24 protein-coding genes are annotated in these 26,707 nt (G+C 70.2%); 12 read left to right on the top strand and 12 right to left on the bottom strand.

The genetic code is table 11. The annotated features are described in order from the left end of the window. Window positions 1-2 precede the first annotated feature (2 nt). A complete protein-coding gene (locus FHR72_RS01220) occupies window positions 3-263 on the top strand; it encodes a hypothetical protein (RefSeq protein ID WP_183466080.1) in 261 nt (86 codons plus the stop codon). On the opposite strand, the gene FHR72_RS01215 is transcribed toward FHR72_RS01220, so the two are convergent. Further along, window positions 204-1,940, bottom strand: a complete 1,737-nt coding sequence (locus tag FHR72_RS01215; RefSeq protein ID WP_183466560.1) for an MmpA family trehalose lipid delivery protein — start codon at window positions 1,938-1,940, stop codon at window positions 204-206. The two genes, FHR72_RS01220 and FHR72_RS01215, sit on opposite strands and share 60 nt — an antisense overlap. Then, window positions 1,940-3,145: a cell envelope lipid trafficking protein PgfA gene (pgfA, locus tag FHR72_RS01210; protein WP_183466079.1), complete on the bottom strand. Its 1,206-nt coding sequence runs from the start codon at window positions 3,143-3,145 to the stop codon at window positions 1,940-1,942. The genes FHR72_RS01215 and pgfA overlap by 1 nt, the downstream gene beginning before the upstream one ends. A 189-nt stretch (window positions 3,146-3,334) precedes the next feature. Between pgfA and FHR72_RS01205 the strand changes: the two genes are divergently transcribed. Next, a complete protein-coding gene (locus FHR72_RS01205) occupies window positions 3,335-4,519 on the top strand; it encodes an acyltransferase family protein (RefSeq protein ID WP_183466078.1) in 1,185 nt (394 codons plus the stop codon). 15 nt (window positions 4,520-4,534) lie between these two features. Here the strand turns inward: FHR72_RS01205 and FHR72_RS01200 are convergent, their stop codons facing one another. Next, window positions 4,535-5,473: an NADP-dependent oxidoreductase gene (locus tag FHR72_RS01200; RefSeq protein WP_183466077.1), complete on the bottom strand. Its 939-nt coding sequence runs from the start codon at window positions 5,471-5,473 to the stop codon at window positions 4,535-4,537. A 137-nt stretch (window positions 5,474-5,610) separates the two neighbouring features. Here FHR72_RS01200 and FHR72_RS01195 point away from each other — a divergent pair, with 137 nt between their 5' ends. Beyond that, window positions 5,611-6,111 carry a MarR family winged helix-turn-helix transcriptional regulator gene (locus FHR72_RS01195; RefSeq protein ID WP_183466076.1) on the top strand — a complete coding sequence of 167 codons (501 nt, stop codon included), beginning with the start codon at window positions 5,611-5,613 and terminating at the stop codon, window positions 6,109-6,111. On the opposite strand, the gene FHR72_RS01190 is transcribed toward FHR72_RS01195, so the two are convergent. The 4 genes from FHR72_RS01190 to FHR72_RS01175 all read right to left on the bottom strand — a co-directional run bounded on the left by FHR72_RS01190 (window position 6,103) and on the right by FHR72_RS01175 (window position 12,593). Beyond that, window positions 6,103-7,602, bottom strand: coding sequence for an AMP-binding protein (locus tag FHR72_RS01190; protein ID WP_183466075.1), 1,500 nt, complete (start codon window positions 7,600-7,602; stop codon window positions 6,103-6,105). The genes FHR72_RS01195 and FHR72_RS01190 overlap by 9 nt on opposite strands. Next, on the bottom strand, window positions 7,595-11,812 hold the full coding sequence (locus FHR72_RS01185) for an alpha-(1->3)-arabinofuranosyltransferase (RefSeq protein WP_183466559.1): 4,218 nt from the start codon (window positions 11,810-11,812) through the stop codon (window positions 7,595-7,597). Before FHR72_RS01185 ends, FHR72_RS01190 begins: the two co-directional genes overlap by 8 nt. Before the next feature lie 73 nt (window positions 11,813-11,885). Beyond that, window positions 11,886-12,059 carry a DUF2613 domain-containing protein gene (locus tag FHR72_RS01180; protein ID WP_183466074.1) on the bottom strand — a complete coding sequence of 58 codons (174 nt, stop codon included), beginning with the start codon at window positions 12,057-12,059 and terminating at the stop codon, window positions 11,886-11,888. 45 nt (window positions 12,060-12,104) lie between these two features. Further along, window positions 12,105-12,593, bottom strand: coding sequence for a universal stress protein (locus FHR72_RS01175; RefSeq protein WP_183466073.1), 489 nt, complete (start codon window positions 12,591-12,593; stop codon window positions 12,105-12,107). Between the two features lie 47 nt (window positions 12,594-12,640). Between FHR72_RS01175 and FHR72_RS01170 the strand changes: the two genes are divergently transcribed. The 3 genes from FHR72_RS01170 to FHR72_RS01160 all read left to right on the top strand — a co-directional run bounded on the left by FHR72_RS01170 (window position 12,641) and on the right by FHR72_RS01160 (window position 14,871). After that, window positions 12,641-12,946, top strand: a complete 306-nt coding sequence (locus FHR72_RS01170) for a hypothetical protein (protein ID WP_183466072.1) — start codon at window positions 12,641-12,643, stop codon at window positions 12,944-12,946. Window positions 12,947-12,957: 11 nt separating this feature from the next. Next, the gene (locus tag FHR72_RS01165) at window positions 12,958-14,163 is read left to right on the top strand and encodes a glycoside hydrolase family 3 N-terminal domain-containing protein (protein WP_183466071.1); all 1,206 of its coding nucleotides are present in this window, start codon (window positions 12,958-12,960) and stop codon (window positions 14,161-14,163) included. Window positions 14,164-14,229: 66 nt separating this feature from the next. Continuing rightward, on the top strand, window positions 14,230-14,871 hold the full coding sequence (locus FHR72_RS01160; protein WP_183466070.1) for a TetR/AcrR family transcriptional regulator: 642 nt from the start codon (window positions 14,230-14,232) through the stop codon (window positions 14,869-14,871). Here the strand turns inward: FHR72_RS01160 and FHR72_RS01155 are convergent. Then, window positions 14,858-15,712 carry a MaoC/PaaZ C-terminal domain-containing protein gene (locus tag FHR72_RS01155; protein ID WP_183466069.1) on the bottom strand — a complete coding sequence of 285 codons (855 nt, stop codon included), beginning with the start codon at window positions 15,710-15,712 and terminating at the stop codon, window positions 14,858-14,860. The two genes, FHR72_RS01160 and FHR72_RS01155, sit on opposite strands and share 14 nt — an antisense overlap. Before the next feature lie 33 nt (window positions 15,713-15,745). Continuing rightward, complete coding sequence (locus tag FHR72_RS01150; RefSeq protein ID WP_311736013.1) at window positions 15,746-17,107, bottom strand: 3-oxoacyl-ACP reductase; 1,362 nt, start codon at window positions 17,105-17,107, stop codon at window positions 15,746-15,748. Window positions 17,108-17,262: 155 nt separating this feature from the next. On the opposite strand from FHR72_RS01150, the gene FHR72_RS01145 reads away from it, so the two are divergent. The 5 genes from FHR72_RS01145 to FHR72_RS01125 all read left to right on the top strand — a co-directional run bounded on the left by FHR72_RS01145 (window position 17,263) and on the right by FHR72_RS01125 (window position 22,110). Then, on the top strand, window positions 17,263-18,570 hold the full coding sequence (locus FHR72_RS01145) for an acetyl-CoA C-acetyltransferase (protein ID WP_183466068.1): 1,308 nt from the start codon (window positions 17,263-17,265) through the stop codon (window positions 18,568-18,570). A gap of 155 nt (window positions 18,571-18,725) precedes the next feature. Next, a complete protein-coding gene (locus FHR72_RS01140; RefSeq protein ID WP_183466067.1) occupies window positions 18,726-19,646 on the top strand; it encodes a TIGR03564 family F420-dependent LLM class oxidoreductase in 921 nt (306 codons plus the stop codon). A 224-nt stretch (window positions 19,647-19,870) separates the two neighbouring features. After that, on the top strand, window positions 19,871-21,169 hold the full coding sequence (locus FHR72_RS01135) for a sensor histidine kinase (protein WP_183466066.1): 1,299 nt from the start codon (window positions 19,871-19,873) through the stop codon (window positions 21,167-21,169). After that, window positions 21,166-21,810, top strand: a complete 645-nt coding sequence (locus FHR72_RS01130; protein ID WP_183466065.1) for a response regulator transcription factor — start codon at window positions 21,166-21,168, stop codon at window positions 21,808-21,810. Before FHR72_RS01135 ends, FHR72_RS01130 begins: the two co-directional genes overlap by 4 nt. A gap of 30 nt (window positions 21,811-21,840) precedes the next feature. Next, window positions 21,841-22,110 (top strand): hypothetical protein, encoded by a 270-nt coding sequence (locus tag FHR72_RS01125; protein WP_183466064.1) that lies wholly within the window; start codon window positions 21,841-21,843, stop codon window positions 22,108-22,110. Between the two features lie 100 nt (window positions 22,111-22,210). On the opposite strand, the gene FHR72_RS01120 is transcribed toward FHR72_RS01125, so the two are convergent. Further along, complete coding sequence (locus tag FHR72_RS01120; RefSeq protein WP_183466063.1) at window positions 22,211-24,046, bottom strand: acyl-CoA dehydrogenase; 1,836 nt, start codon at window positions 24,044-24,046, stop codon at window positions 22,211-22,213. 238 nt (window positions 24,047-24,284) lie between these two features. Here FHR72_RS01120 and FHR72_RS01115 point away from each other — a divergent pair, with 238 nt between their 5' ends. Continuing rightward, window positions 24,285-25,382: an NAD(P)H-dependent amine dehydrogenase family protein gene (locus FHR72_RS01115; protein WP_183466062.1), complete on the top strand. Its 1,098-nt coding sequence runs from the start codon at window positions 24,285-24,287 to the stop codon at window positions 25,380-25,382. Here the strand turns inward: FHR72_RS01115 and FHR72_RS01110 are convergent. Then, window positions 25,379-26,170: an SDR family oxidoreductase gene (locus FHR72_RS01110; RefSeq protein ID WP_183466061.1), complete on the bottom strand. Its 792-nt coding sequence runs from the start codon at window positions 26,168-26,170 to the stop codon at window positions 25,379-25,381. The genes FHR72_RS01115 and FHR72_RS01110 overlap by 4 nt on opposite strands. A 37-nt stretch (window positions 26,171-26,207) precedes the next feature. Continuing rightward, window positions 26,208-26,702, bottom strand: a complete 495-nt coding sequence (locus tag FHR72_RS01105; protein WP_183466557.1) for a TspO/MBR family protein — start codon at window positions 26,700-26,702, stop codon at window positions 26,208-26,210. Between the last annotated feature and the right edge of the window lie 5 nt (window positions 26,703-26,707).

Here is a 26,707-nt window from a genome sequence, read left to right as displayed (position 1 = left end):
GAATGTCTTTCGTGCGCACCCGAACACGCAGCGCGCTGAGCAGGCGACTCTCGGTGGCCGACGTCATCGAACTCCACCTGTGGCTGGCCATCCCGTATGTGACCATCGGCCTGGCGTGGGCGTTCTTCCACGTCGACAAGGTGCGCCACCTCGAGGACATGCTGCAGACCGCCCTGCCCGCGGGCGGCGGCATGGCCGCCTACCTACTGGTCGCCGGATTCTGGCCGGTCTACGTGCTCGTCCCGTCGGTGTGCACGGCGTGAACGACGCCGCCCCCAGAGCATCCCGATGAGGCCGAGCACGAGCTGACCCAGCCAGACCCCGTGCGCGGCGAGCATCACGGCGCGCTGCGGTGCACCGGGCGCATTGCCGCCCACCGCGTAGACGGTCAGGTCGTCGTCGCGGTAGGCCACCGGCAGCTCGGCGGCGGCAGCGAGTTCGACCACCGGCGGGCCTTCGATCACCACCCAGCCCACGCCGGCAGCCGCCAGTTCCTCTCTGCCGGCGCCCGAGACGAGCAGCCGCTGAACGTCCCTCGCCCGGCTCCCCTCACCGGGGACGGTGGTGCCTGCGATGGTCAGGTCGCCGGTACTGAGGACGTCGGCCCGTACCCAGCGCGGCAGCGGATCGAGTACCGGAGCCGTGCGGGCCCAAGGGAACCGACGCATGCTGTCGACCGGCAGCACGACCACGGGGGCGGGGTCGGCGTTGATGACGGCCGCGGCGGCCGCCCACCCCGGCGGATACCGGACGGCCTCGACGCGCCCACCGACACCCCAGGCCAGGTCGGGAAGGGTCGCGATCAGCGCGGCGCAGCACACCGCCGTGGTCGCGACTGCCGGGATGCGGGGGCGCAATGCCAGGACGGTGGCGGCGCCGGCCACCGCGTAGGCGGGCATCGCCAGGGCGACCCATTTCTGGCCGTCCCGCAGAACACCCAGCCCGGGCACCGCTTCGATGACCGTCTCCACCGCCGCCAGACCGGGCCCCGTGGCCATCAGCGCGGGCATCACCACCGCGAGCGCGCCGACCACGAGCAGTGGCGGGACGGTGCGGCGACGGATCAGCAGCGGGACGCCCACGGCGACGACGGTCAGCAGCACCACCGTCGACACCACCGCGAAAGTCGTTGTCCGGGTGGGAGGTACCGCTTCGGCGTTCCAGATCCCGCCGAGGCCGGCCAGGCTACCGAGGGTGCCGAGCCCCGGCTCGGCACGCGCAGCGAACGCGGCCACCCCGGCCTTCTGGTCGACCCCCTCCGCGGCCCACCCGCCGGCCACCGCGGACGCGGCGAGCCACGGCAGCGCCGCCGTCACCGAGGCGGCCAGGCTGACCGCCGCGCACCACACCCGGGACCTTCCCGTGCCCTGCGTCAGCGCACACGCCAGCGCGATCGTCGCGGCCAGCATCAGCCCTGTCGGGGTGAGGCCCGCCAGTGCGAGCCAGAACAGCAGGCCCCCGATGCGGCCGGCAGACCGATGCTCCCCATCGCGCAGCGACAGCACGGTCGCCGCCACCCACGGCAGGCATCCGTAGCCCACCAGCAGGCTCCAGTGCCCCTGCAGAAGCCGCTCGGCGACATAGGGATTCCAGATCGCGACGGTGACCGCCACACACTGCCCGCCGACCCCGGCATCGGGTAGCACCGTGGTGACCAACCGGGCCGCGCCCCACCCGGCCAGCCACAGGCCCGACACCAGCAGCGCTGTGACGACCGCGCCGCCGTCGAGGACCGACGACGCCAGCGCGACGAAGAAATCCTGCGGCAGCGCCCGCGGCGCCGCCTGGGACAGACCCAGCGCGGCGTCGGTCAGGTAGGAGCGCGGCGTGGACACCGCGTCCCGCAGCAGCAGATAGCCCGGCTGCAGCAGGGGTGCGGTGACTGCCAGGGTGAGCGCCAGCGCATAGGCCGGCGCGACGAACGAGCTACGGAAAGCGATCAGACCGGTCTGTCCGGCGGCAGGTCGGACGGCCGCTGGGCGGGAAGCTTCTCGGTTTTGGCCTCGGCGCCGGGCACGGGTTCACCCTCGTCGCCGCGACCGCCGTAGAAGCGGTTGCTGGTGTCGTCGAGCCCCGGGTCGATCAGCATGGACTCGGCCCGCAGGCTGAACGACCCGAGAAGCGCGCCACCGACGAGGGCCACCAGGCCGAGCGCGGTGAACGTGATCGGCAGGATGCGGCCCCACAGCGACACCCGGTCACGCTCGTCCTGCGCGGCGGCGACCTGGGACTCGACCGACTCCTCGTCGGTCGTCACGGTGTAGTCGACGAACGTCATCTCCGGCTTGAGCGCTTCGCGGGCGTAGTAGTGGTAGCCGCGGTCGGTCTGCTTGACGATGGTGCCCGACACGGGATCCACCCAGAAGGTGCGCTGCGCGGCGTAGTAGCGGGTCATCGTGATCGGCTCTTCGGGGTCGCCCTCAAGGCCCCAGAGCGCCGCGCGTGCGGTGACCTGGCTGTCGGCGTCGTCGTCGTAGAGGGACGCGAACTTCACCGGCTCCACGAGCTTTCCGTCCGCGTCGAACCCGACGTTCTGCGTGAACTTGTACGCCGTCAGACCGTTGACGTCCTCTTCGCCGGAGTAGTTGGCGTCGTAGGGCTTCTGCGCGATCGGGTCGAAGAACGGATACGTCTTCTTCTCGGTGTCGAACGGGAAGCGGTAGGCCAGCCCCTCGTGCGGCAGCGCGATGCTCGTCGGCGGGTTCTCGTCCTCGATGGCCCGCGGCTTCTGCACCGAACCACCCGGATTCGTCTCGCTCGAGACCGCCAGGGCCGTCTGGCGGTTCACCGTGACGGTGTCGACCATGGCCAGCAGCAGGCCGTTGTCCTGCTGCTGATCGGAACGCCGCAGCGACGTGCCGACCTGCAGTGTCACCACATCGGCGTTCGAGGGTGACTCCACACTCTGCTGCTGCTGCATCACCAGCGGGATGTCCTCGTTGACCACGAACCGCTCGCCGAGCAGCGAGGCCGGGTCGAACGCGGTTCCCGTGCCGTCACTGACGAGGGTGGCGTCGATGGTCAGCGGAATCTTGGCGATCTTGCCCTGGGTGTAGGTGGACAAGAGCAGCGCAGCGATGAGCAGGGCAGCTCCGAGGCCCATGATTCCGCACGCGGCGATCCTCAGCGCAACTGCGCGGTTCAATACCGTGTCTCCCTTCGCGCGCCGCCACGGGGCGTGGCGGTGGCGGCGCCACCAAGACGCCCAAAAGTCCGTCTGACCCTAACAGCACAGAATAAGGTCGTCGCTTACTACGAGGCCTTCACCGGCGGGGACGGGTCACCCCGGCCGCAGCCGTCGCCCCGCCGGGCCGGCGTCGGGCACACTGACTGCGTGACCGGATCCGGGTCGGCGACGCGCGACGACGCCGTGGGCGGCACGCGAGGCTTCCTTCCCGCCGTGGAAGGGCTGCGTGCGTGCGCGGCGATCGGTGTCGTCATCACCCACGTCGCGTTCCAGACCGGGCAGTCCGGCGGTATCGCCGGACGGATCCTGGGGCGTTTCGATCTGGCGGTCGCAGTCTTCTTCGCGCTGTCGGGCTTCCTGCTGTGGCGCGGTCACGCCGCCGCCGCGCGGGGCCTGCGGTCGCGTCCGGCGACCGCGCACTATCTGCGCTCCCGGATCGTGCGGATCATGCCCGGCTACCTTGTCGCCGTCGTCGTGATCATGCTGCTGATGCCCGAGACGCCGGCCGACGTGACGGTCTGGCTGGCCAACCTGACCCTGACGCAGATCTACGTGCCGCTGACGCTGACCGCCGGACTGACGCAGATGTGGAGCCTGTCGGTCGAGATGAGCTTTTATCTCGCGCTACCGCTGCTGGCCCTGCTCGCGCGGCGGTTGCCGGTTCGCGCCAGAATTCCCGCGATCGTGACCGTGGCGGCCGCCAGCCTGTTCTGGGTGTACATCCCGTTCGACGCGGGATCGGGGCACAACCTGTGGAACTGGCCGCCGGCCTTCTTCTCGTGGTTCGCCGCCGGGATGGTGCTCGCCGAGCTGACCGTGACGCCGGTGGGGTGGGCGCACCGGTTGGCGCGCCGACGCGTGCTGATGGCAGTCGTCGCCCTGGCGGCCTTTCTGGTGGCCGCGTCCCCGCTGGCGGGCCGCGAAGGCCTGCATCCCGGTTCGGTCGGTCAGGTCATCCTGAAGACGGCCCTGGGCGCGATCGTCGCCGGTGCGCTGCTGGCCCCGTTGGTGCTGGACCGCCTCGACACCTCGCACCGGATCCTCGGCAGCCCGGTCATGGTGACGCTGGGGCGGTGGTCCTACGGATTGTTCGTGTGGCATCTGGCGGCGCTGGCGATGGTCTTCCCGATCATCGGCGCGTTCCCGTTCAACGGTCACTTCACCGTGGTGCTCGTGCTGACCGTGCTGTTCGGTTTCGCGATCGCCGCCGTCAGCTACGCCCTCGTCGAATCGCCGTGCCGGAATGCGTTGCGGCGCTGGGAGCGCCGCAACGATCCGACTCCGCTGGACTCGTCGGTCACCGAGGAGACGGAGCCGGCCGTCGCGCGCTGACCTCCCACGGCATGCTCAGACGGCATCTGGCACGAGGATGGTTTTTCCGGGAAGCCGGCCTTCGTCCGAGGCGGCGTGCACCGCGGCGGCGTCGGCCAGTGGGCGGCGGTCGGCCACATCGACGTGCAGTGTCCCGGCGTCGACGCGGCGCACCAGGTCCGCCAGTTGAGCCGCGTCACTGCGGACGAACACCCGCTGGGTGCGCACGCCCCGGCCGGGGTTCTCGGGACCGGCGGTCATCGTGCCGACGTGGATGCCGCCGTCGGTGACGGCCGCGATCAGCGCATCGGTCTGCTCCTCGGTGGTGCCGACGAGGTTGAGCACCACGTCGAAGGGCCCCCCGGGGATCGCCGCCGAGACGTCGCCGAGGTAGTCGATCAGATGGTCGGCGCCGCGCTCGCGCAGCCGCCGCGCGTGCCGCGGAGTCGACGTCGCCGTCACGACGGCTCCGGCCTCGTGCGCGAGCTGGATCGCATAGCCGCCGACGGCGCCGGTCGCCCCGTTGATCAGGATCGTCTGTCCCGCAGTCAGTTCGGCGATCTCGAACAACGCCTGCCATGCGGTGAGGCCGACCGTCGGCAATGCGGCCGCATCGTCGAGCGGCACAGTCTGTGGCGCGGCGGCCAATGCCTCTGCCGGCGCCAGCGCGTAGTCGGCGGCGGCGCCGTCGGCGTCCATCGGCAGCAGCGCGACGACTGTGTCGCCGACGTGCCAATCGGTCACGCCCGCACCCAGTTCGGCGATCGTGCCGGCGACGTCGATGCCCGGCACATGGGGCAGCCGGACGGCGAAGACCTCGGTCAGGTACCCGCCGCGGATGCCCGCGTCCACGGGATTGAACGACGACCCGGCCACCTTCACCAGAACCTCGCCCGCACCGGGTGACGGCCGTTCGACGTCGGTGTAGGAGAGGACTTCGCTGCCGCCGTATCGGTGGTACTGCACTGCTTTCATCGCGCACTCCCTGTGTCGATTTTGCTTCGAAGTCGAAGCGTTTACCTGCGTGACAACATGCTTCGATGTCGAAGTAATTCCCAGTGCGGCGTGATCGTCGCCACAGTGCTTCGATGTCGAAGCAGTAAGCTCGCGGGATGGCCGAAGCTCTCGCACCCCAGCAGATGCGCACCTACTTCGCGCTGACCGAAGCCGTCAGCCTGCTGCAGTACGCGGTGCGCCGGCAGCTGCAGGACGAGGGCGGGCTCAGCTACGTGCAATTCGAGATCCTGGCGACGCTCGCCGACGCCGACGGCCCGCTCACCATGACCGACCTCGCCGACGGCGTCGTCTACAGCCGTAGCGGACTGACCCACCAGGCCGGACTGCTGGACAAGGCCGGCCTCATCACCCGCCGGACCAGCACCACCGACCAGCGCTCGACCCTCGTCGGCATCACCGAGGCCGGCCGCGCCCGGGTTGCCGAGGTGCTACCCGGTCACGTGGAGATCGTCCGCACTCTGCTGTTCGCGCCGCTGTCCGACGGCGACGTGCGCACCCTCGGCGACATCATGACCCGCACCCGCGACCACATGCGTGGACTCCCGCCGCGCTCCAAGCGGGCGCGGTCTCAACCTGACTCGGCGGCGTCAGCCTGACTGCGCGGCCCGCCGCGAGATCACCTCGTCGCGGACCGCCGACCGCCTCGCCTTCCCCGCATCGTCGCGCAACGGCCGGTCGCTGAACTCCACCGACCGCGGCACCTTGTAGGACGCGATGCGCTCGGCGAGGAACGCGACGACATCGCCGTCCGACAGCTCGGCAGACGGATCGGCCTGGACGAGCGCGTGCGGCACCTGGCCCAGATCGTCGTCGGGCAGCCCGACCACCAGGCTGGACAGCACGCCGGGGTGCTCGGCCAGCGCCGACTCGATCTCCGCCGGATACACGTTGCGGCCCCCCACGGTGAACATGTCGACCCTGCGGTCGTTGAGGTACAGGAACCCGTCGTCGTCGAAATAGCCGAGATCCCCCAACGAATCCCACCCGTCGCGGGACTTCGCCGTGCTGCCGATGTACCGGTAGGTGGGGCGGGCGCCGGGAGCACGGCGCATGTAGATCTCACCGGCCACACCGGGCGGGCATTCGTTACCGTCGTCGTCGAGCACCTTCATCTCCCCGGCGACCACGACGCCGACCGAGCCCGGATGTGTCAGCCACTGATCGCCCGAGATGAACGTGAGTGCCTGTAATTCGGTGCCGCCGTACAGTTCCCACACCGCCTCCGGGCCGACGATGTCGATCCAGGCCTGCTTGACCGCGGGTGGGCACGGCGCCGCCACATGCCAGAAGCGCCGGATCGAGGACAGGTCGTAGGCGCCGGGATCGGCCCGGTACACCGGCAGGAGCCGCTGCATGATCGTCGGCACCGTCGTCAGGAACGTGACCCGGTGCTCGGTGATCAGCCGAAGGAACTCGTGGGGATCGAACCGAGGCATCACGACCAAGTGATGGCCCTGGAGCAGGCCGATCGCGAACGTGGTGAAGCCGGTGTTGTGGCTCAACGGCACCGACAGCAGGTTGACGTCACCTGCCTGCGCGCCCAGCGGGGTGCCGATGGCCGGCGGGACGCGGCTGTCGTTGCCGGCCTCGATCAGTTTGGGCCGCCCGGTGCTGCCGCCCGAGGCCATCGACTTCCAGACCGGCGACACCGCCTCCGGTAGCGGCGCATCGGAGTAGCCCGTGAACTCGGCGCCGAGATCGGTTGTGGTGCAGGGAGTGACACCGGTCGGGTCGGCGCGGCCCACCAGAAGTGCGGGCCGCCGCAGCTCGAGCAGGGCACCGAGCTCGGCATCGGGCAGGCGCGCCGACAGGGGCTGCGGCACCGCACCGAGCTTCCAGCACGCGAGGACCGCGAAGACCCAGTCCAGCGAGTTGGGCAGCACGATCGTGACGTAGTCGCCGACCCCGACGCCGCGGTCGGCGAAGCCGTGCGCGACCCGGTTGGCGGTGGCGTCCAACTCCGCCCGGGACAGAGTGGTCCCCGAACAGGTGACGGCGGGGGCGTCGGGCGCCTGCGCGGCCAGCGCCGACACCTGGGTGCTGATCGGAGGGACCGGCGCGGCGGGAGTATCCGTCGTATCAGCCATTTTCGTCATCGCGGGGTGCGGTGCGGCGTGAATCGGCGAAGGACACCGTCGACGTGGCGACGGCGACGACGGACAGCAGCGCCAACAGTTGCACGCCCGCCGAATGGCCCACATAGCCGTCGACCGAACGCCACGGGTTCTGGCTCAGCGCAGCACCTGCCAGGATCAGCCCGAACGCCGCGGTGCCGACCGTCAGCGCATCCAGTATCCGGTCACGACGCCGCAGCAGATAGCGGATACCGAGCACACCCGCCGCCACCACGACACCGCCGGCACCCGAGATCACCGCCGCCGCAACGCCTGCGGCACCGGCGACCGCGAGGGCCGGCGGCCGCCACGGCTGCGCCGCCGGGGAGGGTGTCACTCGCCGGCGCGACGGCACGAGTGTCAGCACCAGGAGAAGAGGAAGCAGCGCGAGTCCGCCGAGGAGGCCCGCACGATAGGTTCCGTTGGAGGCGAAGTCGAGGGTGACCGCGCCCGCGGCGCCGGCGGGCAACACCCAGCCCTGCTGCCAGCCGTTCACAGTCACCGGCGTCAGCGCCTCACCGGCGGTGTCGCGCGCCACCCACCCGGGGTTGACGCTCTCGGGCACCACGAGGATGCGGGACGCCGGGGATTCGGGGACATCCACCTCGCGGTGGCCGCTGTCCCAACGGCCGATGTCGACGGGACCCGTTGTCGCCGGGGTGATCTCGCCCGACAGTGGCGTCGCGAGCTGGACACCGTCGACGACCAGGGTGGGTCCCGGGCTGATCAGCAGCTCCTGCTGTCCGGCGGGCAGGGTGATCGGTCCGCCGCGGCACGGGCGCGCAGGAATGGGTCTGCCGTCCAGGAGTTCTCCGACGGTGGCCGTCACTTCTGTCTGCACGAACTCGCCTGCCACGCCGATGACCGGTCCGCGCCCGCACGGCAGGCTCACGGTGCGTGCGCGGTTGGCGGTCGCGTCGGCGGCGCCGATGGGGGCGCCCCGGGCGTCGAGGGCGACGACCTCGGCCAGGCCCGGCGGCTTGAGCTGGTCGAAGCCCAGTGAGGTGCGGTCGATCAGGTCTTCCCAGTCCAGCAGCCACACCTTGACCGAGTCGGTGACCGTCGGATGCAGCGCGAAAGTCTCTGTGCTGTCGGTCATCCGGCGCACCTGAGGGCCGTCGCCGAGATCGACGGCGATCAGCGTGGGATGGGCGGGCAGCGGCGACGAGCTGGGTGTCACCCGGATGGCGGAGACGGTGCGCGGGCTCGGCAGCGTGAGGACCAGCGACGGCGGTGTGTGCGGTTGCACCGTGCGCTGCGGCGCCGTCCACGACGTCCCCGGGTCGCCGTCGGTGGCGGCGTACGCCGACCCGAGCACGTCGATCGGATCGGAGTCGCCTGCGGCGCGGGTGGTTCCCGGTTGGGCGATGAGATCCGCGAGATTGGGGCCCTGGCGCGCACGCACCCAGACCGTCGGGGTCACCGGCGTCGGCTGCGGCACCGTCAGCGTACGGCTCAGGTTCACCGGCTCCTCGGCGGCCAGCGCCATCGCCGCCGCGCAGCGGGTACCGGTCGGACTCTCGGCGCAGCCGGCCCGGCCCAGCAGCTCGGAACCCAGGTCCCATTGCGCGACAGCAGAATCCGTGGGCGGGCCGGGCACCTCGACCGTGTGTCGCAGGTTCACCGGGTGAGCGAACCCGTTGGCGTCGTACTGGGTGACGTTGATGTCGGTGATGCCGAACTGCACCCCCGGCGATCCGTCGTCGGTGCCGGTCGCGGTGATCCTGACCCAGGGTGACTCCCCGTAGGGCAGCGCCACGGTCTGCGGCTTGCCGGCCTCGTCGAAACGGACGGTACTGGTCCCGTTCACCGTCGAGACCTCGACCCGGCGGACCTGTGCGCCGACCGCCGTCGCGCTCGGGGTGATCGTCAGGGTCGCGTTCGTGACGGGATGGTCGAAATCGACCTGCAGCCACTGGCCCAGCGCGGTCTGCAGCGCATTGGACACCCAGCTCGTCGAGGAGTCCCCGTCGATCGCCGACGCGGGACCCGACGACGGGGAGACGTTCGGCAGCGCCGTCGAATCCGAGGCCGCACTCGACACCGTGAGGCGCCCGCCGCCCCACTGCCCGTAGACCGGCTCGGCGTCGCGGGCCGGGTAATCGGGCACCCGATTGAACGTGTTGCGGGCGTCGTCGGGCCCGCGGATCGCCGACGAATGGTCGTCGACACGGCCGTAGTCGGTCTCGCGTGCCGTCGGGCTGTCGGTGACGGTCACAACGGGGGAGGGCAGGCCCGCCCGGGAGGCGTCCTGGGTCAACAACATCGGGCCCAGCGGGGGCCGGCCGGTCAGCCTGCGGCGTTCGTCGAGGCGGCGCAGCGCTTCCGGGCCGCCGTCGACCCGGGGCATCGTGTCGGTCTCGACGACGTACGGACCCGGGGAGCCGGCGGCGTCCACCCGGTAGATCTCCACGGCGGGGTAGCGCGGCCGCAGCCCGCTGTCGGTGACGAACCCGTCGAGCGTCCCGGGCCCCACCGGGTCGCCGAACTCGGCGACCTTGGTCAGTCCGGGGGATCCGTCGACGGCGCGGTGCACCAGGATGGGTCGCGCAGAACGCGACGATTCCGGGTCGAGGTCGTTGCGCACCACGACATACGAGATGCCCTGCCGCGCCAAGGTGTCGGCGAGGCCGTCGGAGGGCCGACCCGCGGCGAACAGCCGCTGCACCGAGTCGAGGGCGCGGATCGTCTCGGGCGGGGTCAGGGGAATGGAATCACGCACCCCCCACGCACTCTCGCCGAGCACCTGCAGGGGTTCGTCGTGGCTGTTGCCCCACACCTGGGTGGCGAACGGCGACCCGGGGGCGACGAGCACCCGCCCCCCGACGTCGTTGTCGTCCAGCCACCGCGCGGTGTCGTGCCAGTACTGCGGGATCGCGTCGAACGCCCCCGGCGGGGTGAGGCGGCCGGTCCACGCCAGCGCCGTCGCAGCGGTCAGCGCCGAGAGCAGCACGATGCCCACCGCGACGCGCCGGTCGTTCTCCGGATGGGCGAACGCGGCCCGCCACACGGGCCGGGGCACACTGCCGGGCAACGGGACCCGGCCCAGCAGATGAACCAGGCCCAGGGCCAGCGGCAGCCGCAGCAGCGGCTCGAGCTTGTGCAGGTTGCGCAGCGGCGTGCCGTCGGCGTCGAGGAACACCTGAACGTAGTGCGCGATCGGCGACCCCAGGCCGCCCGAGTAGCTCGCGGCCAGCAGCACGACGCCGACCATCAGCATCGTGATCAACCGGCCACGGTCGGGCATGCGCCTCGACGCCAGACCGGCCAGCCCGCCCGCGGCCACCAGCGCGGTCGCCAGCACCGCCACCGAACCCGTCACCAGCGACGCCCCCGCGGTGGCCGACGGCGCCACATAGGGCGTCCACGCCCCGGTGCCCCGCAGCATCTCGGTCAGCGACATCCACTGCGTCGTGACGCCCGAGGACTCGATGAAGTCCAGGAACGGCGGGCTGATCCGTCCCAGGTGCAGCAGCGCCACGACCCACCACGTCACCGCCAGCGCCACGCACGGCAGCCACCACGCCACGAAGCGCCACCACGTGCGGTTCGGCCGGTGGCACAGCAGCCAGACGACCGCGCACAGGCAGGCGGTCAGCGTCGCGACGGCATTGACCGCACCCATCAGTGCGATCGCCAGCGCAGACCGGGCGGCCGGCAGCCGCACCCCGCCGGGGTGCCCGCGCAGCGCCACGATGATCGGCAGCAGCACCCACGGCGCCAGCATCATCGGCAGCGTCTCCGACGAGATCGCCCCGAGCGTCGTCAGCACCCGGGGAGACAGCGCGAAGGCTATCGCGCCGAGGATTCGTGACGTCGTGGTGCCGAGGCCGCGTCCGTCGTTCAGCGCCTCGGCGACGCGGATCACGCCCCAGAAGCCGACGACGAGCAACAGCGCCCACCAGAGCCGTTGGGTCACCCAGCCCGGGACGCCGAGCAGGTCGCCGGCCAGGAAGAAGGTGCCGTGGGGGAACAGGTAGCCGTAGGCCTGGTTCTGCGCCTGCCCGAACGGCAGCTCGCTGTTCCACAGGTTGAAGGCGCGCGCCAGGAAGCGCAACGGGTTGGCGGTGAGATCGAGCTTGGTGTCCGGCGAGATCTGGCCGGGCGACTGGGCGAATGTCAGGACCAGGGCCGCGACGGCGGCCACCCACAGCCAGCGCCGCGAGAGCGGCTGGGCGATCAGCTCAGGTTCGGCGGGCAGGAGCGGAGCGACCGGGGGATCAGGCTCGGCGGGCGGGGGTGTGGCGGCCGGGGAATTACGTGCGGTCGCCGTACTCGACCCTGTTGAGCACCGAGGACGCCGGATCGCCCGCCTGCAGCGGAGGCTTGGAATCCTCCTGCACCATCAGCGTCACACCGAACACGGCCGCCGCGCCCAGCAGCAGGCCGACGACGATGCTGGCTGCGGCGGGCACGAGGAACCGATCCATGCGGCCAACCTAGCACGCGGCGCGACACGGCCCGGAGCGCCGCGATCAGGGCTCGGGCGGCACGATCAGCACCGGTCGGTGCCCCCGCCGCAGCACGTGGTCGGCCACGCTGGACTGCAGAAGCGACCGGAATCCCGTCGTGGCCCTGGTGCCGGTGATGATCAGGTCGGCGTCGAGTTCGTCGGCGGTGTCGATGATCGTCTGCCACACGGTGAAGGTCACCGGACGCCGCAGGGGTTCGGCCGGCAACCCCACCGCGACCGCCAGGTCCAGGCCCTCGTCGCTAATGCGCTGCGCCTCGGCCAGGGCGATGTCGGCCTCGTCGTCGTCGCGGGGGTCCGGGGGGCCGTCGAGGTCGAAGTCGTACGAACCGGGGTCGGAGCCTCGGTCCAGCGGCGCCCACACGGTCAGCACCACAGCCCGGTCGGCCGTCAGGAACCGGCCCGCGTACTCCACGGCGCGGCGTGCGGTCTGCGAACCGTCGAACGCGATGAGCAGGACGGTCTTCTTGTCCCGGGGCACGGGGCCGGTCATCGCCACTCCTGCTCGCTGCACGTCATCGGGTATCAGAATATTTGGTCATGGCCACCGGGCAGCACCCTTTCTGGCGCTCGGGCACGTGCAGCGTGTGGGTCGGCTACGGCGAGGACGGCGCGCTGACCTTCCACGGCGAGGACTCCGCCTACCTGGGCGACCCGGACCACCACTACGAATACTGGGTCACGGTGGCCCCCGACCAGTTTCCCCAGCTGCGAAAAGCCCTGGGAGTCGGCCCTGCGGCCGACCCGGTCGACGCCGTCTGTGACCACGTCGAGCAGATCATGGCCAGGGGGGAACGATCCTGGCTCGACGACCACGGCATAGATCGGGGCTTCCACTGCCATTAGTGTCGGGACGTATGTCCGCCCTCCGGATCGTCCCGAAAGCCATGATCGGCACCCTGGCGGCCTCCGCGCTCCTGGCCGGCTGCACGTCGGCCGCCGAGCCCGAGCCGGCAGGCCCGCCGACCGTCAACGCCACACCGTCGATGGCTGCAGGCCCCCTGCCTGCGCCGTTCCCGGCCGCCCCGGCGCCCGCGGCCCCCGCATGCGGGGATCCGGCCGCGGTCGTGGCGGGAATGTCGACCCGTGACAAGCTGGCGCAGCTGCTGATGGTCGGGGTGACCGGCGCGGCCGATGCCCGCGCGGTGGCCGCCGAGCACCACGTCGGCGGCGTCATGATCGGCAGCTGGACCGACATGTCGATGCTGACCGACGGCTCGCTACCCGACATCGCCAACGCCGGCCCGCTGCCGCTGTCGGTGAGCGTGGACGAGGAGGGCGGCCGGGTGTCGCGGCTGTCCGGGCTCATCGGGGCCCAGCCGTCCGCGCGGGCGCTCGCCCAGAGCAACACCCCCGAGCAGGTGTACGCGATCGCGCTGGACCGCGGCCGCAAGATGCGCAACCTCGGCATCACCGTCGACTTCGCGCCGGTGGTCGACGTGACCGGTGCCGCGGACGACACCGTCATCGGCGACCGGTCGTTCGGCGCCGACCCGGCGACCGTCACCGACTACGCCGGGGCCTACGCGCGCGGCCTGCGCGAGGCGGGCGTCCTGCCCGTCCTGAAACACTTCCCGGGGCACGGCTCGGGGTCGGGCGACTCGCACGCGGGCAGCGTCGTCACCCCGCCCCTTGACGCGCTGATGGACAGCGACCTGGTGCCCTACCGCACGCTGGCAGCCCAGGCGCCCGTCGGCGTCATGGTCGGGCACATGGAGGTGCCGGGGCTGACCGGTAGCGAACCCGCGAGCCTGAGCCCCGCGGCGTACGCACTGCTGCGGTCCGGCAACTACGGCGGCCCGCCGTTCGGCGGCCCCGTGTTCACCGACGACCTGTCCGGGATGCAGGCGATCTCCGACCGGTTCGGCATCGCCGACGCGGTGCTGCGATCGCTGCAGGCGGGCGCCGACATGGCGCTCTGGCTGTCCACCGACCAGGTTCCGGCGGTGCTCGACCGCCTGGAGCAGGCGGTCGGCGCAGGTGAGCTCACGATGTCGGGAGTGGACGGCTCCGTGATGAGGATCGTTGCGACGAAGGGCCCGTCACCGCGCTGCGGCGGCTGATCGGCCGGCCATTGCTTACCCTGTGGTAGGCAATACGTCGCTGATCGGTGGAAAGAGGTTCGCGGAATGGCAGGTGGAACCAAGCGGTTGCCGCGTGCCGTCCGTGAGCAGCAGATGCTCGACGCGGCCGTGGAGATCTTCTCGGTCAACGGCTATCACGAGACGTCCATGGACGCGATCGCCGCCGAGGCGCAGATCAGCAAACCGATGCTGTACCTGTACTACGGCTCCAAGGAAGAGCTGTTCGGCGCGTGCCTGAACCGTGAGCTGGGCCGCTTCGTCGACGAGGTGAACAGCAACATCGACTTCAGCGCCGCACCCAAGGAGCTGCTGCGGACCGCGGTGCTGGCGTTCCTGAAGTACATCGACGCCAACCGCGCCTCCTGGATGGTGCTCTACACCCAGGCCACCAGCTCGCAGGCGTTCGCGCACACCGTGCGGGAAGGCCGCGAACGCATCATCGAGCTGGTCGGGCGGCTGTTGCGGTCCGGGACCAAGTTCCCCGAACCCGACACCGACTTCGACATGATGGCCGTCGCGCTCGTGGGGGCCGGCGAGGCCGTGGCCTCGCGCGTCAGCACCGGGGACGCCGACGTCGACGAGGCGTCCGAGCTGATGATCAACCTGTTCTGGCTGGGCCTCAAGGGCGCCCCGTCGGCGTCGTCGGATGCCGGAGACGTCGACGCCACCGCCGCTATCTCAAGCTAGAGATCGTCGCCGTCAGGTGCGGGTGGCCCTTCGTCAGGTGCCGCAGCGTCAGGTCCCAGCCATCGGCGGTCCGGTCCACGTAGAGCCCGGCCCTGGCGGGCAGCACCACCGGTTTGGCGAACCGCACCGAGTACTTCACCGCATCCGGTAGCTGACCCTCGACATTCGCCAGTACCGCCGCGGCGCTGAACATCCCGTGGGCGATGACCGTCGGGAACCCGAACAGTTTGGCGGCGACGCCGTTGGTGTGGATCGGGTTGTGGTCCCCGCCCACCGACGCGTAGTGCCGGATCTGGGACGGGGTGATGTGCAGGACCGCGTTCGGCGGCGGCAGTTTCGGCTGTTTCTTCGGGGGCGCCTTCGGCTCGTCCGACAGGCTGGTCCGCTGCTGGTGCAGGAACGTCGTGACCTGATGCCAGGCCGGCTCGTTGCCGACCTTGACGTCGGTCACCACGTCGACGAGCAGCCCGCGGCGGTGTTCGCGCATGTTCTCCGCGTGCACCTCCGCCGAGACGGTGTCGGTCACCGCGATCGGCCGGTACTGGGTGATGTGGTTCTCCATGTGCACCGAACCCATTGCGGCGAAGGGGAAGTCGAACCCGGTGATCAGCGACATCACGGTCGGGAACGTCAGCGCGAACGGATAGGTCACCGGCACCGCGTTGTCGAAGCGCAACCCGGTCACCGCGGCGTACTCGGCGACGGTGGCCGGGTCGATGCGCAGGTCCTCCACGGTCAACGTCCGCGTCGGCAGCGTGTCGCCGCGCGGGATGAACGGCAGCGCCCCCGCGGCCGCCAGCGCCAGGTTCTTCAGCCCCGAGGGCTGCTGGTTGTCACCCATGTGTCCGGTCCTCTGTTCGCTTCGCCGCTGCGCTCACGCGCCCAGCATCGCCTGGCCGCAGACCCGGATCGTGTTGCCGGTGACGGCATTCGAGCCCGGGCTGGCGAAGTAGGCGATCGCCTCGGCGACGTCGACGGGCTGACCGCCCTGGAACAGCGAGTTGAGCCGGCGGCCCACCTCGCGGGTGGCCAGCGGGATCGCCTCGGTCATCTTCGTCTCGATGAACCCCGGTGCGACCGCGTTGATGGTGATGTTCTTCTCGGCGAACTGCGGGGCCAGCGCGTCGGTCAGGCCGATCATGCCGGCCTTCGTCGCGGCGTAGTTCGTCTGCCCGCGGTTGCCGGCGATGCCGGCCATCGACGACAGCCCGACGATTCGGCCGCCCTCGCCGATGACCCCGTTGCCGACCAGGCCTTCGGAAAGCCGTAGCGGCGCAAGCAGATTGACCGCGACGACGGAGTCCCACCGCGATTCGTCCATGTTCGCGAGCAGTTTGTCGCGGGTGATGCCCGCGTTGTTGACCAGGATGTCGAGCGTGCCGCCGAGATCCGCGTAGTGCTCCTTGACGTGCTCGGTGATGCGGTCCACCGCATCCTCGGCCGTCACGTCGAGGGCCAGCGCGGTGCCGCCGACCTTCTCGGCGGTTTCGGCGAGCGCCTCGGCGGCGCTCTCGACGTCCACCGCGATCACCTTCGCGCCGTCGCGGGCGAACACCTCGGCGATCGTCGCACCGATGCCGCGGGCCGCGCCCGTCACCAGGGCCACCTTGCCGGCCAACGGCTTGTCCCAGTCGGCGGGCGGCGTCGCGTCGGCCGCCCCGACGTAGAAGACCTGGCCGTCCACGTAGGCGGACTTGCCCGACAGCAGGAACCGCAGGGTGGACTCCAGGCCCGTCGCGGCGGGCTTGGCGTCGGCGGACAGGTACACCAGCGCGGCGGTGGAACCGTTGCGCAACTCCTTGCCCAGCGAGCGCGTGAAGCCTTCGAGGGCGCGCTGCACGGTGCGCGTGTGCACGCTGTCGGTCTCCTCGGGCGTGGTGCCGATGACGACGACGCGCCCCGAATGGCCGAGGTTGCGCAGCAGCGGCGTGAAGAACTCGAACAGGCTCTTGAGGCCCTCGGGCTCGGTGATGCCGGTGGCGTCGTAGACCAGGCCGCCGAACGAGTCGGCCCAGCGACCGCCGAGGTTGTTGGCGACGACGTCGTAGTCGTCGGCCAGCGCGGCGCGCAGCGGCTCGACCACGCGGCCCTCGCCGCCGATCAGCAGCGAGCCTGCCAGGGGCGGTTCGCCCTGCTTGTAGCGGCGCAACGGCTCGGGCTGCGGGACGCCGAGCTGCTTGGCCAGGAAGGAGCCCGGCCCGGAGTTGACGACTTGGGAGAGGAGATCGGAAGCCACAGCGCTGCCTTTCAGGTGACCTGGCGGAAATCTGGGTAATTCAACGTCGCGACTCGGGTTACCCAACCCTGTCGCATCCATCACGAACTTACTCCAGAGTAAGAACCGTGGGTAGTATGACCCTCGACACCTCATGAGCGAGCCGGGAGGCAGACGTGGCTGACAGCAAGACAACCCGCCGGGTAGCAATTCTCGGAGGCAACCGGATTCCGTTCGCGCGCTCCGACGGCGCCTACGCCCAGGCGTCGAACCAGGACATGTTCACCGCGGCGCTCGACGGTCTGGTCGACCGTTTCGGCCTGAAGGGCGAGAAGCTCGGTGCGGTCATCGGCGGTGCGGTGCTCAAGCACAGCCGTGACTTCAACCTGATGCGCGAATGCGTGCTGGGCAGCTCGCTGTCGTCCTACACGCCGGCGTTCGACCTGCAGCAGGCCTGCGGAACGGGCCTGCAGTCGACCATCGCGGCGGCCGACGGCATCGCCCTGGGCCGCTACGAGGTCGCTGCCGCCGGTGGCGTGGACACCGCCTCGGACGCGCCGATCGCGTTCGGAGACGACCTGCGCAAGGCGCTGCTCGGGCTGCGCCGCGCCAAGTCCAACGTCGACCGGCTGAAGCTGGTCGGCAAGCTGCCCGCGGCCCTGGGCATCGAGATCCCGGTCAACAGCGAGCCCCGCACCGGCATGTCGATGGGCGAGCACGCCGCGATCACCGCCAAGGAGATGGGCGTCAAGCGCGTCGACCAGGACGAGCTGGCCGCGGCCAGCCACCGCAACATGGCCGCCGCGTACGACCGCGGGTTCTTCGACGACCTCGTCACCCCGTTCCTCGGTCTCTACCGCGACAACAACCTGCGGGCGGATTCCTCGCCCGAGAAGCTCGCCAAGCTCAAGCCGGTCTTCGGCGTGCGCAACGGCGACGCGACGATGACCGCCGGCAACTCCACCCCGCTGACCGACGGCGCCTCGGTGGCCCTGCTGTCGTCCGAGGAGTGGGCCGCCGAGCGCTCGATCCCGGTGCTGGCCTACTTCGTCGACGGCGAGACCGCGGCGGTCGACTACGTCAACGGCCGCGACGGTCTGCTGATGGCGCCCACCTACGCGGTGCCGCGGCTGCTGGCCCGCAACGGGCTGACCCTCCAGGACTTCGACTTCTACGAGATCCACGAGGCGTTCGCCTCGGTGGTGCTCGCGACGCTGGCCGCCTGGGAGAGCGACGAGTACTGCAAGGAGCGGCTGGGCCTCGACGGGGCGCTGGGCTCGATCGACCGGACCAAGCTCAACGTCAACGGCTCCTCGCTGGCCGCGGGCCATCCGTTCGCGGCGACCGGCGGCCGCATCGTCGCCCAGCTGGCCAAACAGCTCGCCGAGAAGAAGGCGGCGTCCTCGGGGTCGGGCCCCGTGCGTGGTCTGATCTCCGTGTGCGCCGCGGGCGGGCAGGGTGTGACGGCGATCCTCGAGGCCTAGCCGCGACCCCGCGGGGAGGCGTCCGAAAAAACTTCCCGAGAAAAACTTTCGGAACGCTGTAACGCCCGTTCGTGAGTCGTCGATACATGAGATAGCTCCGTGTTGCCGTCTGACCCCCCGACCCGACGGCAACACGGGGCTCTTATTTTGAGGGCATGCAGATCAGCATGTTCGGACAGATCAGTGGCCTGGGCGGCTCGCCCGTCGACGCCACCATCGCCTACCTCTCCCAGCTACGCGACGAAGGCTTCGGCCGCGTCTGGATCAGCCAGCTGCCCTACGAACCCGACCTCCTGACGATCCTGGCCGTGGCGCTGCACGAGGTCGACACGATCGAGGTCGCCAGCGGCGTCGTCCCGATCCAGAACCAGCACCCGATGCAGATGGCCCAGCGTGCGCTGACCGTCAGCCTGGCCTCGGGAGGGCGCTTCACCCTCGGGCTCGGTATGACCCACGCCGCGGTGACCGAAGGCATGTGGGGCATCCCGTGGGACAAACCGGTCCGCCGGCTCAACGAGTTCCTCGACGGGCTGCTGCCGCTGCTGGCCGGGCAGCCGGCGAATGCGTCCGGCGAGACGGTCACCACCCGCGGGGCGCTCGTCATCCCCGGTGCGCCTGAGCCCGACGTCTACATCGCCGCGCTCGGCCCGCAGCTGCTGCGGCTGGCGGGTCGCCGTACGAAGGGCACCTGCACCTGGATGACCGGGCCCACCACGCTGCGCGACCACGTCAGCCCCACACTGCGTCAGGCCGCGGCCGACGCGGGGCGGCCCGACGGCGCCGTGAGGGTCGTCGCGTCGCTGCCGATCGCGGTCACCGACGACGTCGACGCCGCCCGCGCGCAGGCCGCCGAACAGTTCGCGGTCTACGGCACGCTGCCGTCCTACCGCGCGATGCTCGACCGGGAGGGCTACGCCGGACCCGAGGACGCCGCCATCATCGGCGACGAGGCGACGGTCCGCGACCGGCTGGCAGAACTGGCGGACGCCGGGGTCGACGAGTACGTCGGCGCGGTGTTCGACAGCTCCTCCGAGGGGCGGGACCGCACCCGCGCACTGCTGCGGCAGATCTCGTGAGATTGCCCCTTTTCCGCAGGTGCACCCAGGCGTAGCATCGATCGCACGACGGGTTCGGGAGTGACTGGATCAAAGAGTCGGCAAGGGATGCGAGCCGGCCGCGAAACCCACACGGGTCGCACCCACAGGTCCTCCCGAACCCGCCCTTGTGTCCGGGGTGGGGCTGGCCCCAGGGTCAAGACGCCGGGCAGCACCCTCGAATCCGACCGGCCGGGCGGGCGAGCATGGTGAACGTGACGACCGTGACGGAACCCCTGACTGCCCCCGCCCGAACCGACTGGGCCGCAACACTTCTCACCCCGCTACGGCCATCCGCGTGGCGCATGTACCTGTATTTCCTGCTGGTCGCCGTGCTGGCGATCGTCGCCGTGGTCTTCCTGTTCTGCGTCGGCCTCGCCTCGGCGCTGCTGATCGTGACTCTCGTCGGCATCCCGTTACTGGCCCTGGTCGTCATGAGCGGGCGCGCCTGGAACTCGCTCTTCCGGACGCTGGCGCGGCTGACCGGGGCCACGATCGAGGCGCCCCCGCCCTTCGTCCGCCCGGCCGGGCGGCTGCAGACCGTGGCTGCAGCGCTGACCGACACGGTCGGGTGGCGCAGCCTGGGCTTCCTCGCGCTGCACGCGGTGCTGATGACCCCGCTCGGCTACGCCGTCGTCGTCGGCGTGGTGATGTCGGCGGCGCTGATCGTCTCACCCGTGGCCTGGGCGGTGTCGGGGGAGCCCTTCATCTCGCTGGGCGAACCGGTCGACTCCCTCGGCGCGTACCTGCTGTTCGCGCTCGCCGGTGTCGTGGCGCTCTACCTGCTGGCCTGGATCATGCTGGGCCTCGGCCGGGCGCACGTCTGGGTCGCGGGCGCTCTGCTCGGCCCGACCGCGCGCGAACGCCGCGTGCTCGAGCTGGAACAGGCCCGCGCCGGCGTGGTCGACGACGCGGCCGCCACCCTGCAGCGTGTCGAACGGGATCTGCACGACGGCACGCAGGCCCGGCTGATCACGGTCGCGATGGCCCTGGCGCGCGCCGAGGAACACCTCACGGCCGCAGGCGAATCCGGCCCGGCGCGGGAGCTGGTGTCGGGCGCGCTGGCCAACACCAAGGAGACGTTGACCGAGCTGCGTGACCTCATTCGCGGAATCCGTCCGCCGGCATTGGATCTCGGCCTCGGCCCGGCCATCCACACGCTGGCGGCGCGCACCCCGGTTCCGGTGGACGTCTCGGTGGAGCTCACGGTGCGGCCGTCGATCGGGGTCGAGACGATGGCCTACTTCTGCGTGGCCGAGCTGCTGGCCAACGTGTCCCGCCATTCCGGGGCCACCGCGGCTGCGGTCCGTGTCACGTGCGAACCGGCGGAGCTGCGAATCATCGTCGAGGACAACGGTTGTGGCGGTGCGCAGGTCGGCGGCGGGTCGGGCCTGGCCGGGTTGTCCGACCGGCTCGCGATGCTCGACGGCAGCCTGGCCGTCGACAGCCCGGCCGGTGGCCCCACCGTCGTCACCGTCGTGGTTCCGCCGGGGGCAGGGCAGTGACCCGCATCGTGATCGCCGAGGACAGCGCCATTCTCAGGGAGGGGCTCGCGCAGCTGATCCGTGAGCGGGGGCACGACGTCGTCGCGGCGGTCGGCGACGCGGACGCGCTGCTGGCCGCAGTCGACGAGTTCGCACCCGACGTCGCGGTGGTGGACATCCGCATGCCCCCGACCTACACCGACGAGGGTCTGGTGGCGGCGGTCGCGCTGCGCCGGTCGCGGCCCGACACCGGCGTCCTGGTGTTCTCGCAGTGGGTGGAGACGCGGTACGCGACCGAATTGCTGGCCGGAAACCCCGAGGGCGTCGGCTATCTGCTCAAGGACCGGGTCGCCGACATCGCCGAATTCGACGCCGCGGTGCAGCGGGTCGCGGCGGGTGGCACCGCGCTCGACCCCGAGGTGGTGCGGCAGCTGATGGGCAGCCGGCGTGCCTCGACGCTGGACCGCTTGACCGCACGCGAGCGCGAGGTGCTGGCGCTGATGGCCGAGGGCCATTCGAACAGCGCCCTCGGAGAACACCTTTCGATCACCGAGAGCGCTGTGGAGAAGCATGTCTCGGCGATCTTCACCAAACTGGACCTGCCGCCGTCGCAGGCCCATCACCGCCGCGTGCTCGCGGTCCTCACCTACCTCGATTCGTGAGGCGCGGGCGCCGGCGGCTAGAAAGTACGCATGACGGTGCTCAATGTGGTGCAGCTGCTGACCTTCGTGGCCAGCGTCGGCCTCTTCGCGTTCGCGGCCATCGCCCCTCGCGAGGCCAACCCGACGAAGCGGGCCCGCAGAACGCGGCTGTACCTCGGCGCGTCGATGATCGCCCTCGCCGCGTTCATGGCGACGCTGGCCCTCGACAGCACCGGATGGTCGAGCTACGTCAAGGGCGTCGCGGCCGCCTGCTTCCTCGTGGTGGGGCTGATGCGAATCACGCAGAGTCGCAAGCCCTGAACCGCAAGCCCCGACGCCGCCGGGAAACCCGGCCCCGGAATGCAAGACGCCCCCGGGAAGAGTCCGGGGGCGTCTCGGGACCGGGGAGGTCCAGCTGCGGTCAGAACGCAGCTTCGTCCAGTTCCATGATGTCGTTGTCGAGGTTCTCGACGATGGCACGGGTGCTGGTCAGCAGCGGCAGGAAGTTCTTCGCGAAGAACGACGCCACGGCGATCTTGCCCTCGTAGAAGGCGCGCTCGTCACCGGTCGCGCCGGCGTCGAGCTTCTCGATCGCCACAGCGGCCTGCTTCTGCAGCAGCCAGCCGATCATCAGGTCGCCGACGCTCATCAGGAAGCGCACCGAACCCAGGCCCACCTTGTAGATGCTGGCCGAATCCTCCTGCGAAGCCATCAGATAACCGGTCAGCGAGGCTGCCATGCCCTGGACGTCCTCCAGTGCGGTGGCCAGCAGTGCCCGCTCGGCCTTGAGGCGGCCGTTGCCGGTCTCGGCCTTGACGAACTGCTCGATCTGGCCGGCGACGTGAGCCAGCGCCACACCCTTGTCACGGACGATCTTGCGGAAGAAGAAGTCCTGCGCCTGGATGGCCGTGGTGCCCTCGTAGAGCGAGTCGATTTTGGCGTCACGGATGTACTGCTCGATCGGGTAGTCCTGCAGGAAGCCGGAACCACCGAAGGTCTGCAGAGACTCGGTCAGCTTCGCGTAGGCCTGTTCCGAACCCACACCCTTGACGATCGGCAGCATCAGGTCGTTGACCTTGACCGCCAGCTCGGCGTCGATGCCGTGCACGGCCTGGGCCATGTCGGCGTTCTGGTGCGTGGCGGTGAACAGGTACAGCGCCCGCAGACCTTCGGCGTAGGCCTTCTGCGTCATCAGCGAGCGGCGTACGTCGGGGTGGTGCGTGATCGTCACGCGCGGAGCGGTCTTGTCGGTCATCTGCGTCAGATCGGCACCCTGGACGCGGTCCTTGGCGTAGGCCAATGCGTTCAGGTAACCGGTCGACAGCGTCGCAATGGCCTTGGTGCCCACCATCATTCGAGCCTGCTCGATGACGTCGAACATCTGCGCAATGCCGTCGTGGACCTCGCCGACCAGCCAGCCCTTGGCGGGCACGCCGTGCTGACCCAGCGACAGCTCACAGGTGGTCGAGATTTTCAGGCCCATCTTGTGCTCGACGTTGGTGACGAACACGCCGTTGCGCTCACCGGGCTCGCCGGTCTCGTGGTCGAAGTGGAACTTCGGCACGAAGAACAGCGACAGACCCTTGGTGCCGGGGCGACCGCCCTCGGGGCGGGCCAGCACCAGATGCATGATGTTCTCGAACAGGTCGTCGGAGTCGGCCGACGTGATGAAGCGCTTGACGCCGTCGATGTGCCACGAGCCGTCGGGCTGCTGTACGGCCTTGGTGCGGCCGGCACCGACGTCGGAGCCCGCGTCGGGCTCGGTGAGCACCATGGTGGAGCCCCAGCCGCGCTCGGCGGCGAACTTGGCCCACTGCTTCTGCTCTTCGGTGCCGAGATGGAACAGGATGTCGGCGAAGCCGGCGCCCATCGCGTACATGTACACGGCGGGGTTGGCGCCGAGGATGTGCTCCTGCAGGGCCCACGACAGCACGCTGGGCATGGCCGCGCCGCCGAGTTCCTCGCTGATGGACAGCTTGTCCCAGCCGCCGTCGGTGACCGCGCGCACGGACTTCTTGAACGCCTCGGGCAGCGTCACCGAGTGCGTCTTGGGGTCGAACACCGGGGGATTGCGGTCACCCTCGGAGAAGGATTCCGCGACCGGGCCCTCGGCCAGCCGGGCCATCTCGCCCAGCATCTCGACGACCGTCTCGGCGTCGAGGTCGGCGTAGGCGCCCTGTCCGAGCGCCTTGTCGACTCCGAGCACCTCGAACAGGTTGAATACCTGGTCACGGACATTGCTCTTGTAGTGGCCCACGATTCCTCCTCGATGAGAACGCCACATGCGGTTGGGTACTCGTCTGATAAGTTACCCACCAGTAACTGCGTGTGACTATACCGCTCGGTAACTTCAACGCAAGACGAGTGTGAGCAATTTCCGACGGCGTACCAACCGGGCGGTTGGCCGAGCGTCGATTTCTTCCTGGACAGCGCCGCTGAGCTGGCTTTTCAGGGTGCTGTGATGATAGTCACGTTTAGCCCGATAGGGTAACGCCATGCGGACAGCAATCGGGGTTGCGGTGTGGGGAACGGGCAATATGGGGGCGACCTCGATACGGTCGCTGACCGCCTTTCCGGGGCTGCGGCTGACGGGCGTGATCACGTCCTCCGACGAGAAGGCCGGCCGCGACGCGGGGTCGTTCGCCGGACTCGATACCGATACCGGGGTCACCGCGACGACGGACGTGGACGCGGCGTTGGGCGCCTGCGACGCGGTCGCCTACATGGCCTCTGGTGACATCCGGCCCGAGGAGGCGATCGCCGACATCGAGAGATGCCTGCGCGCCGGGAAACACGTGGTGACGCCGTCGCTGTACTCGCTCTACGACCCGACCTCCGCGCCGGTCGAGTGGGTGGAGCGACTGACCGCGGCGGCCGAGGAGGGCGGGGCGACCCTGCTGGTCAGCGGCGTGGACCCGGGCTGGGGCAACGATGCGCTGGCCGTGACGGCGGCGAGCCTGTGCACCCGCATCCGCACGATCACCTGCCAGGAGATCTTCGACTACTCGACCTACAACCAGCCGTTCGCCGTGAAGGTGTCCTGCGGGTTCGGAGGGCCGATGGGGCCGGAAGACCCCCCGCCGATGATGCTGCTGCCCTCGATCCCGACGATGGTGTGGGGTGGCAACATCCGCCTCATCGGCCGTGGCCTCGGGATCGAGATCGACGAGATCACCGAGGAGGTCGAACGCCTCCCGCTGGAGGAGACCGTCGAGACCGTGATGGGCCAGTTCGAGAAGGGCACCCAGGGCGCGTTCTTCCTGAAGGTGATCGGCTGGTCGGGCGGCACGCAGCGGGTCGTCATCGAGCACATCACCCGCATCCATCCGTCCTGTGCTCCCGACTGGCCCCAGCCCGATCAGGGGGTCGGCGACCATCGCGTGATTGTTGACGGTGACCCCCAGCTGACGATCACCACCCGGGCCGACGTCCCCGGCGGCACCCGCGCCGACGGCGGCAACACCACCGCGGCCAACCGCCTGCTCGGAGCGCTGAACTGGCTGGTGGAGCAGAAGCCGGGCATCTACGACGGACTGGCGGTACCCCTGCGGTCGGCGCTGCCGGCCGACGCTGAGGCGTCACGCTGGAGCTAGTGGCCCGCCAGCTTCTTGTTGACGAGGCGCGTGAGCCACGCCGGGGAGAACCGGGCGCCGGCGGCCAACGCCTTGGCCTGCAGCCCGACCGGAAAATGCACCTGCGCAAGGGCTTTGCGGGTAGGGCTCACGTCCACCGCCGCGACGATGTCGGCCGCGATGTCCTGAGCGGTGAGGCGGATGCCGAGTGACTGCGTGGTGCCGGTCTTGACGTCCTTGGTCATCGAGGTGTTCACGTACAGCGGCCACATGTCGACGACCCGGATGCCGTACCGGCCCCACTCGAGGTTGAGCGCCTCGGTGATGGCCCGGACGAAGAACTTCGTGGCGCTGTAGTTGGCGAGCTCGGCCTGACCGTAGATCGCCGACGCGGACGCGAGGTTGACGACGACCGCACCCGGCGTGTTCTTCAGGTACGGGAACGCCGCGTGCAGGCCGTTGACGACCCCCTTGACGTTGACCTCGATCTCGCGGTGGTGCACCTTCAGCGGGATCTCCTCGAACCGGCCGGCATTCAGCAGACCCGCGTTGTTGATGAGGATGTCGATCGTGCCGCCCGAGCCCTCGGCGAACTCGGAGAGGCGCTGCGCGACCTCCTCGGGGTCGGTGACGTCGAGATGCCCGACGACCGGCGTGCCGCCGACAGCCGTGATGTCGGCCGCGAGCACACGCAGCCCGTCCTCGTCGACGTCGTACCCGCCGATCCGGTAGCCGCGCCCGGCGAACAGCAGCGCCGTGGCGCGCCCGATGCCGGTCGCGGCTCCGGTGATGAACACCGATCTGGTCATGCGCGCTCCTCGGTCGAAATCGATGGTCCGGCTGCGGTCAGGTGTTGAGCTGCCATACCGCGAAATTCAGGCACAGTGCGAAGGCCGACCACGCCACGTACGGCAGCAGGAGGGCGCCGGCGACCGCGCTGCGTCGCCAGAACGCGACGACGGTCGCGAGGAGCACGACGAGAAGCACGCTCAGTTCGGCGAACGCGATCCCGCGCCACCCCAGGCCGAAGAACAGCGGTGTCCACGCGGCGTTGAGGACGAGCTGCACGGCGTACAGCGTCAGGGCGCGCCGTGTGTCCTGCGACGGTCCGGTCCGCCACACCAGCCACGCCGCGATCGCCATCATCGCGTAGAGCACCGTCCAGGTCGGGCCGAAGACCCACGACGGCGGCGCGAAACCGGGCTGCTCGAGCTGCCGGTAGTCCTCGGCGGCGCTGCTGGTCGCCAGGCCCCCGAGCGCGGAGGCGGCGACCACCGCGAGCACCGAGAGCCCCAGCACCGCCATCGAACGGGGGCGTGCGTGACGGGAGTGGGCGACCATGGTCG

This window comes from Mycolicibacterium iranicum (assembly GCF_014190915.1).
Lineage (GTDB): Bacteria > Actinomycetota > Actinomycetes > Mycobacteriales > Mycobacteriaceae > Mycobacterium > Mycobacterium iranicum_B.
This window is presented reverse-complemented; position numbering and strand designations above follow the sequence as displayed.

What these genes read in the sequence shown, in the direction of transcription:
- FHR72_RS01220 (WP_183466080.1), top strand. Translation starts at nt 3, where the DNA reads ATGTCTTTCGTGCGCACCCGAACACGCAGCGCGCTGAGCAGGCGACTC.
- FHR72_RS01200 (WP_183466077.1), bottom strand. Translation starts at nt 5,473, where the DNA reads ATGAAAGCAGTGCAGTACCACCGATACGGCGGCAGCGAAGTCCTCTCC.
- FHR72_RS01195 (WP_183466076.1), top strand. Translation starts at nt 5,611, where the DNA reads ATGGCCGAAGCTCTCGCACCCCAGCAGATGCGCACCTACTTCGCGCTG.
- FHR72_RS01190 (WP_183466075.1), bottom strand. Translation starts at nt 7,602, where the DNA reads ATGGCTGATACGACGGATACTCCCGCCGCGCCGGTCCCTCCGATCAGC.
- FHR72_RS01180 (WP_183466074.1), bottom strand. Translation starts at nt 12,059, where the DNA reads ATGGATCGGTTCCTCGTGCCCGCCGCAGCCAGCATCGTCGTCGGCCTG.
- FHR72_RS01175 (WP_183466073.1), bottom strand. Translation starts at nt 12,593, where the DNA reads ATGACCGGCCCCGTGCCCCGGGACAAGAAGACCGTCCTGCTCATCGCG.
- FHR72_RS01170 (WP_183466072.1), top strand. Translation starts at nt 12,641, where the DNA reads ATGGCCACCGGGCAGCACCCTTTCTGGCGCTCGGGCACGTGCAGCGTG.
- FHR72_RS01165 (WP_183466071.1), top strand. Translation starts at nt 12,958, where the DNA reads ATGTCCGCCCTCCGGATCGTCCCGAAAGCCATGATCGGCACCCTGGCG.
- FHR72_RS01160 (WP_183466070.1), top strand. Translation starts at nt 14,230, where the DNA reads ATGGCAGGTGGAACCAAGCGGTTGCCGCGTGCCGTCCGTGAGCAGCAG.
- FHR72_RS01155 (WP_183466069.1), bottom strand. Translation starts at nt 15,712, where the DNA reads ATGGGTGACAACCAGCAGCCCTCGGGGCTGAAGAACCTGGCGCTGGCG.
- FHR72_RS01140 (WP_183466067.1), top strand. Translation starts at nt 18,726, where the DNA reads ATGCAGATCAGCATGTTCGGACAGATCAGTGGCCTGGGCGGCTCGCCC.
- FHR72_RS01135 (WP_183466066.1), top strand. Translation starts at nt 19,871, where the DNA reads ATGGTGAACGTGACGACCGTGACGGAACCCCTGACTGCCCCCGCCCGA.
- FHR72_RS01125 (WP_183466064.1), top strand. Translation starts at nt 21,841, where the DNA reads ATGACGGTGCTCAATGTGGTGCAGCTGCTGACCTTCGTGGCCAGCGTC.
- FHR72_RS01115 (WP_183466062.1), top strand. Translation starts at nt 24,285, where the DNA reads ATGCGGACAGCAATCGGGGTTGCGGTGTGGGGAACGGGCAATATGGGG.
- FHR72_RS01110 (WP_183466061.1), bottom strand. Translation starts at nt 26,170, where the DNA reads ATGACCAGATCGGTGTTCATCACCGGAGCCGCGACCGGCATCGGGCGC.
- FHR72_RS01105 (WP_183466557.1), bottom strand. Translation starts at nt 26,702, where the DNA reads ATGGTCGCCCACTCCCGTCACGCACGCCCCCGTTCGATGGCGGTGCTG.